Below are 15279 nucleotides of genomic sequence, written 5' to 3' on the forward strand. Positions count from 1 at the left end.
ACCCGGCGTTTTTACCGACGGCAGGGGGCGGTTGTCCGGCCGCCCGTCCCTCTTCTGGCGAGGCGGGCGATCGTCTATAGGATGCCCCGCGTCCATGGCCCGCCCTCCCATCACCAACGACTTCTCCTGGTCCAAGAGCCGCCACGAGAAGTTCTCCGAATGCCTCCGGGCCTACTACCTCTACTACTACCGCTCCTGGGGCGGCTGGGAGGCGGAGGCGGCCAGGGACGTGCGCGAGCTCTACGTCCTCAAGAAGCTGCACAACCGCTACACCTGGGCGGGCAGCATCGTGCACGAGGCCCTCAAGGACGTGCTGCTGGACTGGCGCGCCGGCCGTGACGTGGACCCCGCGAAGGTGGAGGCCCGCACGCACAAGCTGATGCAGGACGACTTCCGGCACTCGCGCTCCAAGGCCTACTGGACCACGAAGTACCGCAAGCCCTTCACCGGCCTCGCGGAGCACGAGTACGCGGAAGAGATCCCCAACGAGGCCTGGAAGCAGAACTTCGAAACGGTGCGCAACGCGCTGACCTGGTTCTTCCAGTCGCGCTGGCCCACCGTCGCGAAGGGGCTCAAGCCCGCCCAGTGGCTGGAGGTGGACGCGGGCTTCGACTTCGCCCACTTCGTCATGGACGGGGTGAAGACCTTCGCCATCCCGGACTTCGCCTACGTGGACGCCGAGGGCTCCGTCGTGGTGGTGGACTGGAAGACGGGCCGCTCGCGCGAGGGCTACGACGAGCAGGTGCTGGGCTACGCGCTCTACATCGCGCAGCGCTACCGCTACCCGCTGGAGAAGGTGCGCGCGTCGCTCGTGTACCTCAACGAGGGGCTGGAGCACGACGTGACGGTGGATCCGTCCGCCATGGACTCCTTCCGCCAGCACTTCGCCCGGAGCGTGGAGGGGATGCGCGCGCTGCTCAAGGACCCTGGCACCAACACGCCGAAGGAGCCGGAGGCCTTCCCGCAGACGGGGAACCTGGACGTCTGCGCCCGCTGCGTCTTCCGCCGTCCGTGCGGCCGGGAGCCCGCGGTGACGCAGGCCCGGCCCCGAGTCGCCTGAGGCGCGCTACCGCGCGGAGGCGAGCCGGCGCACCACCACGCCCGCGGCGTTCATGCCGAAGGCGGAGGTGACGAACGCCACGCTGCCGTCAATCTGCGTGCGGTGGTCGCAGGTGTGGAACTCGTTGTCCTGCGGGCAGACGCACAGGAAGCCGTCGGTCGCGTCGTCGTAGTTGAGCGGCACCGGCTGCCGGCGCGTCTCGATGGAGTACACGGCGGTGATGCCCGTGTGGCGCTCCGTCTCCACGCCGTACTTGCGCTTGAGCAGCTTGCGGATGTCCTTGGCGAACGGGTCCATGTGCGTCTCGCTCAGGTCCTCCACGCGGATGGCCGTGGGGTCCAGGCGTCCCGCCGCGCCCATGGAGCTGACCACCGGCAGGCCCAGCGTCACGCACCGGTGCAACAGGTGCAGCTTCGCCTTCACGTTGTCGATGGCGTCCACCACGAAGTCGTACCTGCCCGCGGGCAGCAGCGTCTCCGCCAGCTCCTCGCGGTAGAACTCGCGCAGGGCCTCCACCTTCGCCTGCGGGTTGATCTCCTGGCAGCGCTGGGCCATCAGCTCCGCCTTCGACTTGCCCACGGACTTCACCGTCGCGTGCAGCTGGCGGTTGGTGTTGGTGACGCACACGTCGTCATGGTCCACCAGCGTGAGGCGGCCCACGCCGCTGCGCACCAGGCCCTCCGCGGTGAAGCTGCCCACGCCGCCCAGGCCGAACACCACCACGTGCGCGTTGGCCAGCCGCTCCATGGCGTTGTCGCCCAGGAGGCGCGCCGTGCGGTCGAAGCGGCGCGACAGCTTGAAGGGCTTCGCCAGCGACGCTTCCGGCGCGACGGTGTTCGAAGCGGCCGGGGAGACGGGGGGCGCCTCGGTCTCGGCGGTGGGGGTGGGGGCGGGCTGCGGGTTCATGAAGGGCTCCTCTATCACGCGACGCTCGCCTACCGCGAAGGGGAGGGGAAAGCTTCCCGGAACAGGCGCCGGGCATTCTCGGTCGTCCGCTCGGCGAGCGCCTCCACCGGCTCCCCCAGCACCTGCGCCATGCCCGCGAGGATGTGGGGCAGGTAGCCGGGTTCGGAGCGCTGCCCCCGGAAGGGCGTGGGCGCCTGGTCCGGCGAGTCCGTCTCCGCCACCAGCCGGTCCGCCGGAATCACGCGCAGGGCGTCCAGCGGCTTGCGCGCCTCCGCCCACGTCACCGGGCCCGCGAAGGAGAAGTGGCAGCCCTTCTGGATGTAGAAGCGCGCCAGCTCCGCGCCGCCGCTGTAGCTGTGCATCAGGATGCCGGCCTCCGGCCACGCTTCCGCCTTCAGGAACTCCATCAGCGCCGGATGCAGCCGGTGGCAGTGCATCAGCACCGGCAGCCCGTGCTTGCGCGCCAGGGCCAGGTGCCCGCGCAGCACCGCCAGTTGCCGCTCCAGCGGGGCGCCAGGCAGGGACGGGCCGTCCAGGCCGCACTCGCCCACCGCCACCGCGCCGCCCTGGGACAAGAGCGCGTCCAGCCGCTCCAGGTGCGCGCCGTCATCCTCCGGCGGCAGGTCCGGCAGGAACTGGGGATGGATGCCCAGCCCCACCTGGATGCGAGGCTCCCTTCGCGGCAGCGCGAGCAGGGGCTCCCACGTGTCCGGGCCCACCGCGGGGATGAGGATGCCGTGAAGGCCCGCGGCCCAGGCGCGCGCGACAACGCCGTCGCGGTCCGGGTCGAAGCGCGAGGCGTCCAGATGGCAGTGCGTGTCGATCATTGAGCACCCTTCTTCCCAGACCCGTTCAATCACTGACAGCCCCGGATGCGAGGCCCTTCAAGGCAGCCCGGCTCCCGTGAACGCGAAGCTATGACGCGCCCCCTGACTTTTGGATCCATCGCGATTGTGGAGGCGTGGAAATGACCAAGCGAGTGGTGTTGGGGGCGTTGTTCGGGGCGCTGACGGTGCTGGGCACGGGCTGTGGCGACGAGTGCGTCGACCAGTTCGACTGCCGTGACAAGGGCGCCCCTCCGGCGGGACAGGAGTGGGTCTGCAACGCGGACAACAAGTGCGAGCTGCAGAACCTCACGCCCCAGCCTGAAGAGGACGCGGGCACGGAAGAGGACGCGGGCACGGAGGTCGACGCCGGCACCGAGGACGCCGGGACGGAAGTGGACGCCGGCACCGAGGACGCCGGGACGGAAGTGGACGCCGGCACCGACGCGGGCATGAACGTGGCCAAGGGTGGCGCGTGCACCGCGTCCACGGACTGCATGGCGGGCCTGCGCTGCGAGGCCGCCACCTGCCAGTCGCTCCACATCGCCGTGACGGGCTCCGACGGCGGCACGCGCGCGATCGTGGCGGAGTACGACGTGCCGGGCATGACGTCGCTCAGCGCCGACGGCGTCGCCAGCGCCTACCCGCGCTTCGGCCCGGGCGGCACCCAGGTGGCCTTCGTGCAGGGTGACGTCACCGCCGCCGCGGGTGAGCTCGCGGTGCGCCCGCTGCCGCTCACGGCCGCCGCGCCCACCGTGCTGACCACGGGCACGGCCGCCGGCAACGCGCGCATCCGCTACATGGAGTGGGAGCCGGGCAACCTCATCGCCTGGGTGCGCGGCAGCACGGGCATCTCCACCATCCCGGCGACGGGCGGCACGCCCACGCAGGCCACCCAGAACGGCACCTTCCCGGACTGGGCGCCGGACGGCACGGGCTACGCGTACAGCGCCGCGGGCAACGGCATCTACGTCTCCACGGGCGGCGGCGCGCCGGCCCCGCTGGCGGGTTCGCCCACCACGGGTGAGCAGCCGCACTACAACCGCGTCACCTCGCAGCTGCTCTTCCTGGCCAACCCCGAGAGCGAGACCGTGACCTTCGGCACGGACGCGACGCCGGTGCTCAAGCTGTACTCGCTGCCGGTGACGGGCGGCGGCACGCCCACGCTGCTCGCGGGCAAGACCTCCGACGCCGTCACGGGCGGCACCCTGGAGTCGTACATCGCGAACCCGAACTGGGCGCCGGATGGCAGCTGGGTGGCGTACGTGCGCGCCTACTACCAGAACGTCGCTGGCGCGGCCACTCTGTGCGGCAACGCCGCCGCGACGCTGTGCGGGACCACGCCGGGCAACGTCATCTTCCTGCAGCGCGTGAACACCACCACGGGCGCGGTGGAGGGCGCCGCGGTGAAGCTCGCCGACAACGCCACGCTGCCCTCGTTCTCCCCGGACGGCCGCTTCGTGGCCTACATCCTGGGCGGCGCGCTCAAGGTGCAGCCCATCGACCCGGCCACCGGCGCCGCGGCCGGCACGCTCATCGAGCACCCCAAGGACACGTACACGGTGCTGACGAGCGAGGGTGACGACCACCGCCCGCGCTGGCAGCCCCGCTAGTCGCAAGCCGTCCCAAGCCCCGGACTCCGGGGCTTCCCGGCCCGTGTTTCCCGTTTCTCAAGGGAGCACGGGCCGTCGTGTTTCAGGTGCGAAGCGCGCCACCCACCTCGCGCGAAGTGACGAACGCGGGCAGTGCCGGGTCTTGATGAACCCGCGCGCGGATCCACCTCCGGGTCCAGCGGATCCAGGTTCCAGGACGAAGAAGGAGGGGAGAAGGGCTCCACCCGCGCTCACGCGAAACGCGGCACCTGGTGGAGGAAGACTGACAGCCGTGTCGCGACGGCTGGCGCGCCCGCGCACTCCGTTTCAGCGGAGCACGGCCTGGGCTCAAGTGGGCCGGGATGCGAACGCTCTTCAGCCCACGACGACGATGCGGCGGCCCAGCGCGCGGGTCATCTGCGGGGAGGTGACGAGCTCCAGCACGCCGCTCATCTCTCCGCCCGCCGTGTCGAACGCCGCCGCGATGACCTCGCCCACGGTGAGCTGGGCCTTCTGGGCCGCCACCCGCGCGCGCTTCGCCGTGCGACGCAGCGCGGGCATCACCCGCCGACCCTGCCGCCGCACCGTGCCACCCTTCGTCTTGCCTGCGGTCCGCTTCGCCATGGTTCCTCCCGCCACTGCCGACTCGCGGGTGAGTACCTCGTCGGTCTGACACCATGCAGGCGAGGTGCCAGGGCTCAGCCTCCCCGTCAGGTCCCAGAATCCAGGGGTTTTCCTTGCCGGTAGCGGGTTTCCGAGGGGCGGGCAGGCCTTCCTTTTTTCAGCCCTTCAGGGTCGTTCCTCGTTCTGTCGAGTTTTTCGTTCATCCAGTGCGGCGATTTCCACGCATCGTTCAATGCCGCGCACCTGGCTGAGGTCGTGCGACGACAGGGCTGGGTCGAGTGTCACCCCCTGGCCACAGCCCCTGCGGGCAGGCAACCACGGTGCGGTTGGGACGGGGCCGGGCTTTGGGGTAGAGGGCGGGCGCCCATGCGAGTCCAGGTCCTCTTCCACGACAACTGTTTCGACGGCGCGGCCAGCGCCGCGGTCTTCACCCGCTTCTACCGGGAGCGCGTGCGCGCGGACGCGACGTTCAGCTACCGGGGGCTGGCCCACAAGCCGGGGGCGGAGGGCATCGACCCGGCCGTCTTCACCGGCGACGAGAACGTCATCGTCGACTTCCGTTACAGCCAGGACGCGCGGCTCACCTGGTGGTTCGACCACCACGCCTCCGCCTTCCAGCAGCCCGGCGACGAGCCCCACTTCCAGCGCGACACCAGCGGCAGGAAGTTCCACGACCCGCATCGCAAGAGCTGCACGCTGTACCTGGCGGACGTGGCGCGCGAGCGCTTCGGCTGGGACGCGTCCCCGCTGAAGGACCTGCTGCACTGGGCGGAGATCATCGACGGCGCGCAGTTCCCCAGCCCCCAGATGGCGGTGGCGCTGGAGGAGCCCGCGCTGCGCATCATGACGGTGCTGGAGGCCACGAAGGACGACACGCTCATCCCGGAGGTCATCCGGCGCATGCAGACGGAGTCGCTGGCGGACATCGCCGCGTCGCCCCTCATCGCCGCCCCGCTGGCGCCGCTGCTCTTCAAGCACCAGCGCAACATCGACCTGGTGCGTGAGAAGGCCCGGTACGAGAACGGCGTCGTCTTCTTCGACCTGGTGGACGAGGGCGTGGACAGCCTCAACAAGTTCATCGCGTACGCGCTCTATCCGGACGCGCGCTACACGCTGTGGGTGGGCAAGGGCGCGTCGCGCGCCAAGGTCTCGCTGGGCTCCAACCCGTGGAAGCCGGAGACGCGCAAGCACGACCTGTCCGCCATCGCCGGCCGCTACGGTGGGGGTGGCCATCCGGTGGTGGCCGCGGCGAGCTTCAAGGCGGACCAGGCCGATAAGGCCCGGGCCGCGTACCAGGAGATCCTCGCGGAGCTGTCCAGCGCGGGAGCCTAGCGGCGGGCGAAGAGGTCGAAGCCCGCCTGCCGCAAGAGCCGCACCACCGACAGCATGGGCAACCCCTGCACGTTGGTGCGGTCACCCTCCAGCTTCTGGAGCAGCGCCTGTCCGCGGCCCTCCACGCGGTAGCTGCCCGCGCAGCCCTCCCACTCGCCGGTGTCCAGGTAGCGCTCCAGCTCCTCCGCCGGGACGGGGAAGAACGTGAGGCGCGTGTCCTCCACCGTCTCGGAGTGGTGGCCGCCCGGCCCCAGCAGGCACACGGCGGTGTGGATGACGTGGGTGTTCCCCAGGAGGCGCGTGAGCTGCGCGCGCGCCGCGTCCCGGTCCTGGGGCTTGCCCAGCACGCTGTGGCCCACCTCCACCAGTTGATCCGCGCCCAGCACCCAGGCCTCCGGGTGGCGCTCCTGCACCGCGCGGGCCTTGCGCACGGCGAGCATCCGCACGGCCTCGTCGGCGGGCAGGTCGGCGGGGACTTGCTCGTCCACGTTGGGGGCTTCGGTGCGGTAGGGCACGCCCAGCCCGTCCATCAGGACCCGTCGCGCGCTGGAGGTGGACGCCAGGATGAGTTCTCTCATGGGAGGCCGGAGGGTAATGCAGCCGGGAAGGGGATGGGACCCCTCAGGCGGGCAGGCACGTCCCCGCTTCCTGTGCATGGGGCGGATGCCTTAGCCTCCCCGCCCATGTCGCGGCGCGGTCTGCTCGCTGTCTGTCTCCTCCTGCTCGCCTCCTGTAAACGGCCCCCTCCGGCGAACGCCGACGCGGGCACGGATGCGGGCACGGCCACCACCGCCGTGGCGGCCGACGCGGGCACGGGCGCGGTCGCGGAAGGCCCCGGGGACGCGGGTGCCCACGTCGCCGTGAAGCGCCCGGACGACGCGGTGGCGGAGGTGCACCCGCTGGCGGTGTGCGACGCGAAGGGCGGAGCCCCCCTGGACGCGGCCCGCGACTACTACGACGCCGGCCACTACGAAGAGGCGCTCTCCTGCGCCGCGCAGGCCGCCGCGCTGGAGCCGGACCTCTCCGCCGCCCACGCGGAACGGGGCGCCGCGCTGGCCGCGCTCGACCGCGAGCCGGAGGCCCAGCTCGCCTACGCCCGCGCGCTGGCCATCGACCCGGGGGACGCGGACGCGCTGCTGGGCGCCGCGCACCTGTACGCGGTGCAACTGCCCTCCACGCGCGAGCGCGACGAGCTGGGCGCCCTCTACGCCGAGCGCGGCCTGTCCCAGCCCTCCACGCCCCCGGAGCTCGTGCCGCCGCTGGCGCTGGTGGCCGCCATGGCCTTCAACGACCTGGGGCAGGCGGAGCAGGCGTTGGACCGCGCCGCCATCGTGCTCGCCCGCGAGCCGGGCAACGCCGAGGCGAAGTACGAGAAGGCCCTGGCCCTCTTCGAGCTGTGCCGCTTCCGCGAGGCGAAGGCCGCCTTCGCGTCGCTCCTGAAGGACAAGGACCGCGCGGCGCACGCGCACCAGCACCTGGGCCTGCTGCTGGAGCGCGAGGGCCAGTGGGCCAGGGCGGAGGACCACTTCCAGAAGGCCCGCGCGCTGGAGCCCGAGGACTTCCCCCCGCCGCCCCTGCCGTCCGCGGACGAGTTCAAGGCCCAGGTGACGCGCGCGCTGGCGGACCTGCCCGAGGACATGCGCCGCGACCTGGAGGGCGTGCCGGTGGCCACGGAGGAGATTCCCTCCGAGGACGACCTGCTCGCCAACCAGCCGCCCCTGTCGCCCACCATCCTGGGCCTTTTCAGAGGGCCCTCCCTCCAGGAGCCGTGTGACGGCTCGGAGACGCCCTGCCGCTCGGTGGCCCTCTACCGGCGCAACCTGGCCCGCGCGGTGCGCACGCCCGAAGAGCTGCGCGAACAGATTCGCGTGACACTGCTGCATGAAATCGGGCATCTGCGCGGGGAAGACGACGAGGAACTGGCCGCGCGCGGCCTGGAGTGAGCCCCCACATGCCTTCCCTTCCCACCGCCCGGGTCAGCCTCAAGGGCGCCAAGACGCTGCGTCGCGGCACCCCCTGGGTGTACCGCACGGAGCTCACCGACGCCCCCGCCACCGACACGCCGGGCGCGGTGGTGGCGGTGGTGGATCCGCAAGGAAACCCCATCGGCCAGGCGCTCTACGCCCGCCGCTCCCCGCTCGCCCTGCGGCTGCTCACGCGCAAGGGGCCGAATGAGGAGAAGGTGGACGACGCCTTCTTCATCCGCCGCCTGGAGGCCGCGCTCGCCCGCCGCGCCGTGCTGCCGGGGCGGGACGGCCTGCGCCTGGTGCACGGAGAGGCGGACCTGCTCCCCGGCTTCTTCGTGGACCGCTACGGCCAGGGCCTCACCGTGCAGACGCTGTCGGAGGGCATGGACGCGCGCAAGGAGATGCTCGCGAAAGCGCTGGTGGCGCGGACGGGCGCGAGCCACGTGGTGTGCCGCGACGACGCCTCCGGCCGCGACTTCGAGAGCCTGCCCCGCGAGGTGCGCCTGCTGCACGGCGAGGGCGCCGCGCGCTTCACCTACCACGAGGGCGACAACCGCTTCGACGTGGACCTCCTGGGCGACATGAAGACGGGCGCGTTCCTGGACCAGGTGGACAACCACCTGCGCGCGGGCGAGCTGGGCCGGGGTGAGGCGCTGGACTGCTTCAGCTACCACGGCGGCTTCGCGCTCGCGCTCGCGAGGCACTGCACGTCGGTGCTCGCGGTGGAGCAGGACGCGAAGGCCTCTGCCCGCATCCAGACGAACGCGGAGGCCAACGGCCGCGCCAACGTGAAGGTGGAGAACGCCAACGCGTTCGACGTGCTGCGCCGCTTCGACCAGGAGGGCCGCCGCTTCGACACCATCGTCCTGGACCCGCCCGGCCTGGCCAAGCGCCGCGAGGGCCTGGCCACCGCGCTGCGCGCCTACCACGAGCTCAACCTGCGCGCCCTGCGCTGCCTCAAGCCGGACGGCCTGCTCGTCACGTGCTCGTGCTCGGGGAAGCTGGACCGGCAGGGCTTCGAGTCCATGGTCCTGGACGCCGCCGCGGACGCGAAGCGCCCGGTGCAGATCCTGGAGCGGCGGGGCGCCGGCCTGGACCACCCGGTGCTCGCGGGCCTCGCGGAGACGGAGTACCTCAAGGCCCTCTACGTGCGCGCCCTCTAAGGCAGGGCGCGGCGGGGCAGGGGAGCCGGGCCTCTACGGGATGCCCAGCTCCTTGCGCAGCCGGCCCACGACCTTGAAGTACTCCGTGCGGCTGAAGCCCACGTTGAGGATGTGGAAGTCCTTCTTGGACAGCCCCACGCAGCCGAAGCAGTAGTTGCAGTCCTGCAGGTTCTTGCTCATCACCACGTACGCGCTGCTGGAGCAGTTCTCGCTCTGCACGCAGTAGGCGCACGCGTGGCAGTTCTTGCACTCCACGCAGTGCGAGCAGTTGGTGCACAGCTCGCACCGCGTGCAGTGCGTGCACTGGTGGCAGCTGTCGCAGTCCTTGCAGAACATGCAGTTGGCGCAGCGCTGACAGCCCTCGCACGCGTAGGAGCCGGGGTTGCCCGGGTCCGCCGAGTAGCTCTTGGCGAGCTTCTGGAACTGGTCCATGAACTCGCGCTTGCCCAGGGACGACACGCCCAGGCGCGCCGCCTTCTCCTGCTCCAGCAACTCCTGGGTCGTCTGGGGCCGCGACCCCTTCTCCTTCACCGCCACAAACGCTCCTTGAAGTCTTGAATCACTGCAGCCGGGCCAGCCCGGCCAGGTCGATGCCTCGCGCCACCCGCCGCACCTCCACGGTGCTGGGGAAGCCGCGGCTGGTGACGGCCACCACGAAGCGCTCCCCCACCAGGAGGTTCGCCTCCGCGACGGCCTCGTCCGCGTCATAGCGCACGAAGCCCACGGCCTCCTTCCACTGGATGGGCGCCGTCGGGTCGCTCGCCGCGCGGCCTTTCGCCTTCTGCGCCGCCTCGCGGATGGCCTGCCCCAGCTTCAACCCCATGGTGGTGTCCACGATGCGCACCTTCACCTCGCGGCCCTCGCCCCGGGTGTAGGTGCGCTCCGCCTCCGACACGGACACCTCGCCGTACTTCCCGGTGGAGCCCGCGGTGGCACCCACCGTGAAGCCCTCCAGCGACTCCGGCAGGAACGGCGCCAGGTCCTTGAAGTACACGCACGGTGCGGCGGTCGTCACCACGTCGCGCGGGGTGGGAGATGTCGTGCGTTCGTCGTCAAGGCATCCGCCGCCCACGCCGAGCGCGAACGATGCGATGGCCAGCCGGAGGAAATAGTCGCGCACGGACGAATCAAAGGGTATCCCTGGCCCGCGCGCAATGGACCTTTCGAAGCTCAATCCTCCTCAGCGCGAGGCCGTGGTGACGCTCCAGGGCCCCCTGCTCGTGCTGGCGGGCGCTGGCAGTGGAAAGACGCGGGTCATCACCCACCGCATCGTCCACCTGCTCAACGAGCGGCCAAACCACATCATGGCCCGCAACATCCTCGCGGTGACCTTCACCAACAAGGCCGCCACGGAGATGAAGGAACGCCTCATCCACATGGCCGGGCCGCGCGCCCAGGGCGTGCTGGTGTGCACCTTCCACGCGTTCGGCGCGGAGGTGCTGCGCGAGGACATCCACCGGCTGGGCTGGCCCCGGAAGTTCGCCATCGCGGACATGGGCGACCAGCTCTCCATCATCCGCCGCGCCATGCGCGACAAGCGCATCGACGACCGCGCCTTCGACGCGCGCAAGGTCCTCACCCTCATCTCCAAGGCGAAGAACTCCGGCGAGACGCCGCAGGCCAAACCCGAGGGCATGGGGGACGACTACGACCTCATCACGTCGATGATCTTCGCGGACTACCAGCTCGCGCTGAAGGCGCAGGGCTCGGTGGACTTCGACGACCTGCTGGTGCTGCCCGCGCGCCTGTTGCGCGAGCACGCGGACCTGCACCGCAAGTACACGGCCCGCTTCCAGTACCTCCTGGTGGACGAGTTCCAGGACACCAACCACGCCCAGCTGGACCTGCTCAAGCTGCTCGCGGGCGAGGCGCGGAACGTGTGCGCGGTGGGGGATGACGACCAGTGCATCTACTCCTGGCGCGGCGCGGAGGTGCGCAACATCCTGGACTTCGACCGGCACTTCCCGGGCGGCAAGGAGGTGCGGCTGGAGCAGAACTACCGCTCCTCCCAGCGCGTGCTGGACGCGGCCAACGCCGTCATCGCCAAGAACCCGGAGCGCAAGGACAAGCGCATGTGGACCGACCGCAAGGGCGGTCCGCTGGTGAAGGTGGTGGCATGCCCCAACGACGAAGAGGAGGCCCGCTTCGTCGCGCACGAAATCCAGAAGCACATCTCGCTGGGCGTCCCCGCGGACGACATCGCGGTGCTCTACCGCACCAACGGCCAGGCCCACCCGGTGGAGGAGATGCTGCGTGAGAAGAACATCGCCTACGAAGTCGTGGGCGGCAGCGAGTTCTTCGACCGCAGTGAAGTGAAGGACGTCATCGCGTACTTCAAGGTCCTGGCGAACAAGCTGGACGAAATCTCCCTCATGCGCATCGTCAACGTGCCCTCGCGAGGCATTGGCGACGTCACCATGGAGCGGCTGCACGCGCACTCGCGCGCGGAGGGCGTGACGCTCTGGACGGTGATGCGCCGCGCGGACACCTATGACGACCTGCCAGCGGGCGCGGGCGGCAAGGTGCTGGAGTTCGTGGAGATGGTGGAGCGCTACCGCGACGCCTTCGCCCAGACGCCCCGCCTGTCGGAGGCCACGCACAAGCTCCTGGAGGAGATTGGCTTCCGCGAGGCCACCCGGGCCAAGGCCGTCTCCGGCACCGCCGCGGACAAGAAGCTCAAGGGCGTGGATCAGGTGCTCGCGTCGCTGGAGAAGTTCGAGAAGCGCGAGGGCCCCAAGGCCAGCCTCCTCACGTACCTCAACCGCCTCAGCCTGGACACGCGCCAGGAAGAGGAGGAAGTCCCCGGGCAGAACAAGCGCGTCACGCTGATGTCCCTGCACGCCTCCAAGGGCCTGGAGTACCGGCTCGTCTTCTTCATCGGCATGGAGGAGGACCTGATGCCCCACGGCGGCATGCAGGGCGAGGCGCAGAACCTCGAGGAGGAGCGCCGCCTCTGCTACGTGGGCATCACCCGCGCCAAGGAGCTGCTCTACCTCACCCGCTCCACCGTGCGCGTGAAGCGCGGCAAGGAGGTCCCCCGCACGCCCTCTCGCTTCCTGGAGGACCTGCCCCCGGACGCCTTCGAGACCGTGGACATGGACGCACCGCGTCAGGGGCCGCCGGACGAGAAGGAGAAGAACTTCTTCGCGAACCTGAAGGAGCGCTTCAAGAAGCCCACCGCCGGGGGACCAGGCCCGGGCACCCCTGGCCGGGCGCCCTGAGGGGTCTTACGTACGCCCAACCTTGACTTGATCCCGCCGTCCTACTAGGAGGGTCAGCCTTTCCGGGCTTCTGTCGGAGTTTAGGCGGAGGACCCGCGGTTGGTTCGCACGAGCACGCGACCCCTGGCATGCACCTGGGCGTCGCGCCGAAGTCTGGAGTGCACGAAATGTCGCAGAAGACCTACAGCGCCAAGGCTGGGGACATCAAGCGCCAGTGGCACGTCATCGACGTGTCCGACAAGGTGCTTGGCCGCGCCGCCAGTCAGATCGCCACCCTCCTGAAGGGCAAGCACAAGCCGACGTACACCCCGTCCATCGACACGGGTGACCACGTCATCGTCATCAACGCCGAGAAGGTGAAGGTGACGGGCACGAAGGAGACGGACAAGCAGTACTACCGTCACCCGTACGCCGGTTTCCCGGGTGCCCTGAAGATCACCAACCTCCAGAAGCTGCGCCAGCGTCACCCCGAGGACATCATCCTCAACGCCGTGCGCCGCATGCTGCCCCGCAATGCCCTGGGCCGTCAGATGATGACGAAGCTCAAGGTGTATGCTGGTGACACCCATCCGCACACCGCGCAGAAGCCGGTGGCGTTCAAGGTCGAGGCGTAAGAACAACCATGGCGATCAATCCTGAACTCGGTTTCTACGCCACGGGCCGCCGCAAGGAGGCCACCGCTCGCGTCTGGGTGCGTCCTGGCAACGGCGCTGTCGTCATCAACGGCCGCGACATCAACGAGTACTTCGGCCGTGAGACGTCGAAGATGGTGCTCAACCAGCCGCTGGAGATCCTGGAGCAGAAGGGCAAGCTCGACGTCACGGTCAACGTGCGCGGCGGCGGCCTCTCCGGCCAGGCCGGTGCCATCCGTCACGGCATCGCGCGCGCGCTGTGCGCCTTCAACCCGGAGTTCCGTCCGGCGCTGAAGAAGGCCGGCTTCCTCACCCGCGACGCCCGCGCGGTCGAGCGCAAGAAGTACGGCCAGCCCGGCGCCCGTCGTCGGTTCCAGTTCTCCAAGCGCTAATCACGCTTGCCGGCCAGCTGCCCGGCCGCTCTTCGGCGGGGGTTTCCTTCGGGAAGCCTCCGCCGTCGTGCTTTGCGGGCAAGCGGGTGGGCTTGAGCCCCGTCGCGAGGCGCGCGGGCGTTCTGCTACCATCCGGACACCCTCATGGAACTCAACGAAATCCTGCAGATCGCCCTGCGCGGCGGAGCCTCCGACATCCACCTGAAGGCGGGTCTGCCGCCCATGTTCCGCGTGGATGGTTCGCTGGTGCCGCTCAAGGACGGCCGCCGCCTGCCGCCGGAAGAGGTGGCGCGCATGGCGTTCGGCATCATGAACGAGTTCCAGAAGGAGAAGTTCAAGGTCAGCAACGAGGTGGACCTGGCCTACGGCGTGCCGGACCTGGGCCGCTTCCGCGTGAACGTCTTCCAGCAGCGCGGCACGGTGGGCGCCGTGCTCCGCGTCATCCCCTTCAAGGTGATGACGATGAAGGACCTGCTGTTGCCCACGGTGCTGGAGAAGGTGTGTGGCGAGGAGCGCGGCCTGGTGCTGGTGACGGGCACCACGGGCTCCGGCAAGTCCACCACGTTGGCGGCGATGATCGACTACATCAACTCCAACGAAACCAACCACATCATGACCATCGAGGACCCCATCGAGTTCCTCATCCGCGACAAGCGCTCCATCGTGAACCAGCGCGAAGTGGGTGTGGACACGATGAGCTTCTCGCAGGCCCTGAAGTCCGCGCTGCGCCAGGACCCGGACGTCATCCTGGTGGGCGAAATGCGCGACCACGAGACCATCGAAACGGCGCTCCACGCCGCGGAGACGGGCCACCTGGTGATGTCCACGCTGCACACGCTGGACGCCACGGAGACCATCAACCGCATCGTGTCCGCGTTCCCCCCGCACCAGCAGAAGCAGGTGCGCCTGCAGCTCTCCAGCGTGCTCCGCGGCGTCGTGAGCCAGCGTCTGGTCCCGCGCGCGGACGGCAAGGGCCGCGTGGCCGCGGTGGAGGTGCTTCGCGTCACCGCGCGCGTGCGCGAGCTGATCGAGGACAAGGACCGCACGAAGGAGATCCACGACGCCATCTCGCAGGGCACGGACTCCTACGGGATGCAGACCTTCGACCAGTCGCTGATGAGCCTGGTGCGCAACGGCCTGGTCACCTACGACGAGGCCCACCGCCAGGCCAGCAACCCGGACGACTTCGCGCTGCGCTTCTCCGGCATCAGCGGCACGTCCGACTCCAAGTGGGACGCCTTCGACGCCAAGGCCGGCGAGGAGCGGCCCATCCCGGGCTCGCAGTCCTTCGCGCAGAAGGGCGCGCCCACCCAGGCGGCCCCGGTGGCGCCCACGCCCGCGCCGGTGCCCCAGGCCCCGCGTCCCGGAGCGCCCGTGGCCGCCCGGCCCATGACGCCTCCGCCCGGCGTCGCGGCGCCACGTCCCGCCACCCCGCCGCCCGGTGTCGTCCAGGGCCGGCCGCTGCCTCCGCAGGTGGCGGCCCGTCCGCCCACGCCCGCGCCGGTGGCCGCGCCCGCTCCGGCGGCCGGCGGCGACGACGACTTCCAGATCGAACGCTTCTAGGCG

15 protein-coding genes are annotated in these 15279 nt (G+C 70.3%); 9 read left to right on the plus strand and 6 right to left on the minus strand.

Annotated elements, in window-relative coordinates:
- Window positions 1-94 precede the first annotated feature (94 nt).
- Complete coding sequence (locus ACX114_RS09890) at window positions 95-1060, plus strand: PD-(D/E)XK nuclease family protein (protein ID WP_459296984.1); 966 nt, start codon at window positions 95-97, stop codon at window positions 1058-1060.
- A gap of 6 nt (window positions 1061-1066) precedes the next feature.
- Here ACX114_RS09890 and ACX114_RS09895 read toward each other — a convergent pair whose 3' ends face one another.
- Window positions 1067-1966 (minus strand): tRNA threonylcarbamoyladenosine dehydratase, encoded by a 900-nt coding sequence (locus tag ACX114_RS09895; protein ID WP_459296986.1) that lies wholly within the window; start codon window positions 1964-1966, stop codon window positions 1067-1069.
- A gap of 29 nt (window positions 1967-1995) precedes the next feature.
- Window positions 1996-2793 carry a TatD family hydrolase gene (locus tag ACX114_RS09900; protein WP_459296988.1) on the minus strand — a complete coding sequence of 266 codons (798 nt, stop codon included), beginning with the start codon at window positions 2791-2793 and terminating at the stop codon, window positions 1996-1998.
- A gap of 140 nt (window positions 2794-2933) precedes the next feature.
- On the opposite strand from ACX114_RS09900, the gene ACX114_RS09905 reads away from it, so the two are divergent.
- Window positions 2934-4403, plus strand: coding sequence for a TolB family protein (locus ACX114_RS09905; protein WP_459296990.1), 1470 nt, complete (start codon window positions 2934-2936; stop codon window positions 4401-4403).
- A 354-nt stretch (window positions 4404-4757) separates the two neighbouring features.
- On the opposite strand, the gene ACX114_RS09910 is transcribed toward ACX114_RS09905, so the two are convergent.
- On the minus strand, window positions 4758-5006 hold the full coding sequence (locus ACX114_RS09910) for a hypothetical protein (RefSeq protein WP_014394842.1): 249 nt from the start codon (window positions 5004-5006) through the stop codon (window positions 4758-4760).
- A 366-nt stretch (window positions 5007-5372) separates the two neighbouring features.
- Between ACX114_RS09910 and ACX114_RS09915 the strand changes: the two genes are divergently transcribed.
- The gene (locus ACX114_RS09915; RefSeq protein ID WP_459296992.1) at window positions 5373-6338 is read left to right on the plus strand and encodes a hypothetical protein; all 966 of its coding nucleotides are present in this window, start codon (window positions 5373-5375) and stop codon (window positions 6336-6338) included.
- On the opposite strand, the gene ACX114_RS09920 is transcribed toward ACX114_RS09915, so the two are convergent.
- Window positions 6335-6916 carry a Maf family protein gene (locus ACX114_RS09920; protein WP_459296994.1) on the minus strand — a complete coding sequence of 194 codons (582 nt, stop codon included), beginning with the start codon at window positions 6914-6916 and terminating at the stop codon, window positions 6335-6337. The two genes, ACX114_RS09915 and ACX114_RS09920, sit on opposite strands and share 4 nt — an antisense overlap.
- Window positions 6917-7021: 105 nt before the next feature.
- Between ACX114_RS09920 and ACX114_RS09925 the strand changes: the two genes are divergently transcribed.
- Together ACX114_RS09925 and ACX114_RS09930 are read left to right on the plus strand one after the other, a co-directional pair.
- Window positions 7022-8281: a metallopeptidase family protein gene (locus ACX114_RS09925; protein ID WP_459296996.1), complete on the plus strand. Its 1260-nt coding sequence runs from the start codon at window positions 7022-7024 to the stop codon at window positions 8279-8281.
- A gap of 8 nt (window positions 8282-8289) precedes the next feature.
- Window positions 8290-9468 (plus strand): class I SAM-dependent rRNA methyltransferase, encoded by a 1179-nt coding sequence (locus tag ACX114_RS09930; protein ID WP_459296998.1) that lies wholly within the window; start codon window positions 8290-8292, stop codon window positions 9466-9468.
- Window positions 9469-9501: 33 nt separating this feature from the next.
- On the opposite strand, the gene ACX114_RS09935 is transcribed toward ACX114_RS09930, so the two are convergent.
- Both ACX114_RS09935 and ACX114_RS09940 read right to left on the minus strand, forming a co-directional pair.
- Complete coding sequence (locus ACX114_RS09935; RefSeq protein ID WP_459297000.1) at window positions 9502-9999, minus strand: caib/baif family protein; 498 nt, start codon at window positions 9997-9999, stop codon at window positions 9502-9504.
- A gap of 28 nt (window positions 10000-10027) precedes the next feature.
- Complete coding sequence (locus ACX114_RS09940) at window positions 10028-10588, minus strand: hypothetical protein (RefSeq protein WP_459297002.1); 561 nt, start codon at window positions 10586-10588, stop codon at window positions 10028-10030.
- Window positions 10589-10622: 34 nt separating this feature from the next.
- Here ACX114_RS09940 and ACX114_RS09945 point away from each other — a divergent pair, with 34 nt between their 5' ends.
- The 4 genes from ACX114_RS09945 (at window position 10623) to ACX114_RS09960 (ending at window position 15276) form a co-directional block, all read left to right on the plus strand.
- Window positions 10623-12689, plus strand: a complete 2067-nt coding sequence (locus ACX114_RS09945; RefSeq protein ID WP_459297004.1) for an ATP-dependent helicase — start codon at window positions 10623-10625, stop codon at window positions 12687-12689.
- Window positions 12690-12856: 167 nt separating this feature from the next.
- Window positions 12857-13303, plus strand: a complete 447-nt coding sequence (gene rplM, locus ACX114_RS09950) for a 50S ribosomal protein L13 (protein WP_043321175.1) — start codon at window positions 12857-12859, stop codon at window positions 13301-13303.
- An 8-nt stretch (window positions 13304-13311) separates the two neighbouring features.
- On the plus strand, window positions 13312-13713 hold the full coding sequence (gene rpsI, locus ACX114_RS09955; protein ID WP_120526842.1) for a 30S ribosomal protein S9: 402 nt from the start codon (window positions 13312-13314) through the stop codon (window positions 13711-13713).
- A 144-nt stretch (window positions 13714-13857) separates the two neighbouring features.
- The gene (locus ACX114_RS09960; protein ID WP_459297007.1) at window positions 13858-15276 is read left to right on the plus strand and encodes a type IV pilus twitching motility protein PilT; all 1419 of its coding nucleotides are present in this window, start codon (window positions 13858-13860) and stop codon (window positions 15274-15276) included.
- Window positions 15277-15279: the final 3 nt, after the last annotated feature.

The sequence above is a fragment of the Corallococcus sp. M7 genome (assembly GCF_054512695.1).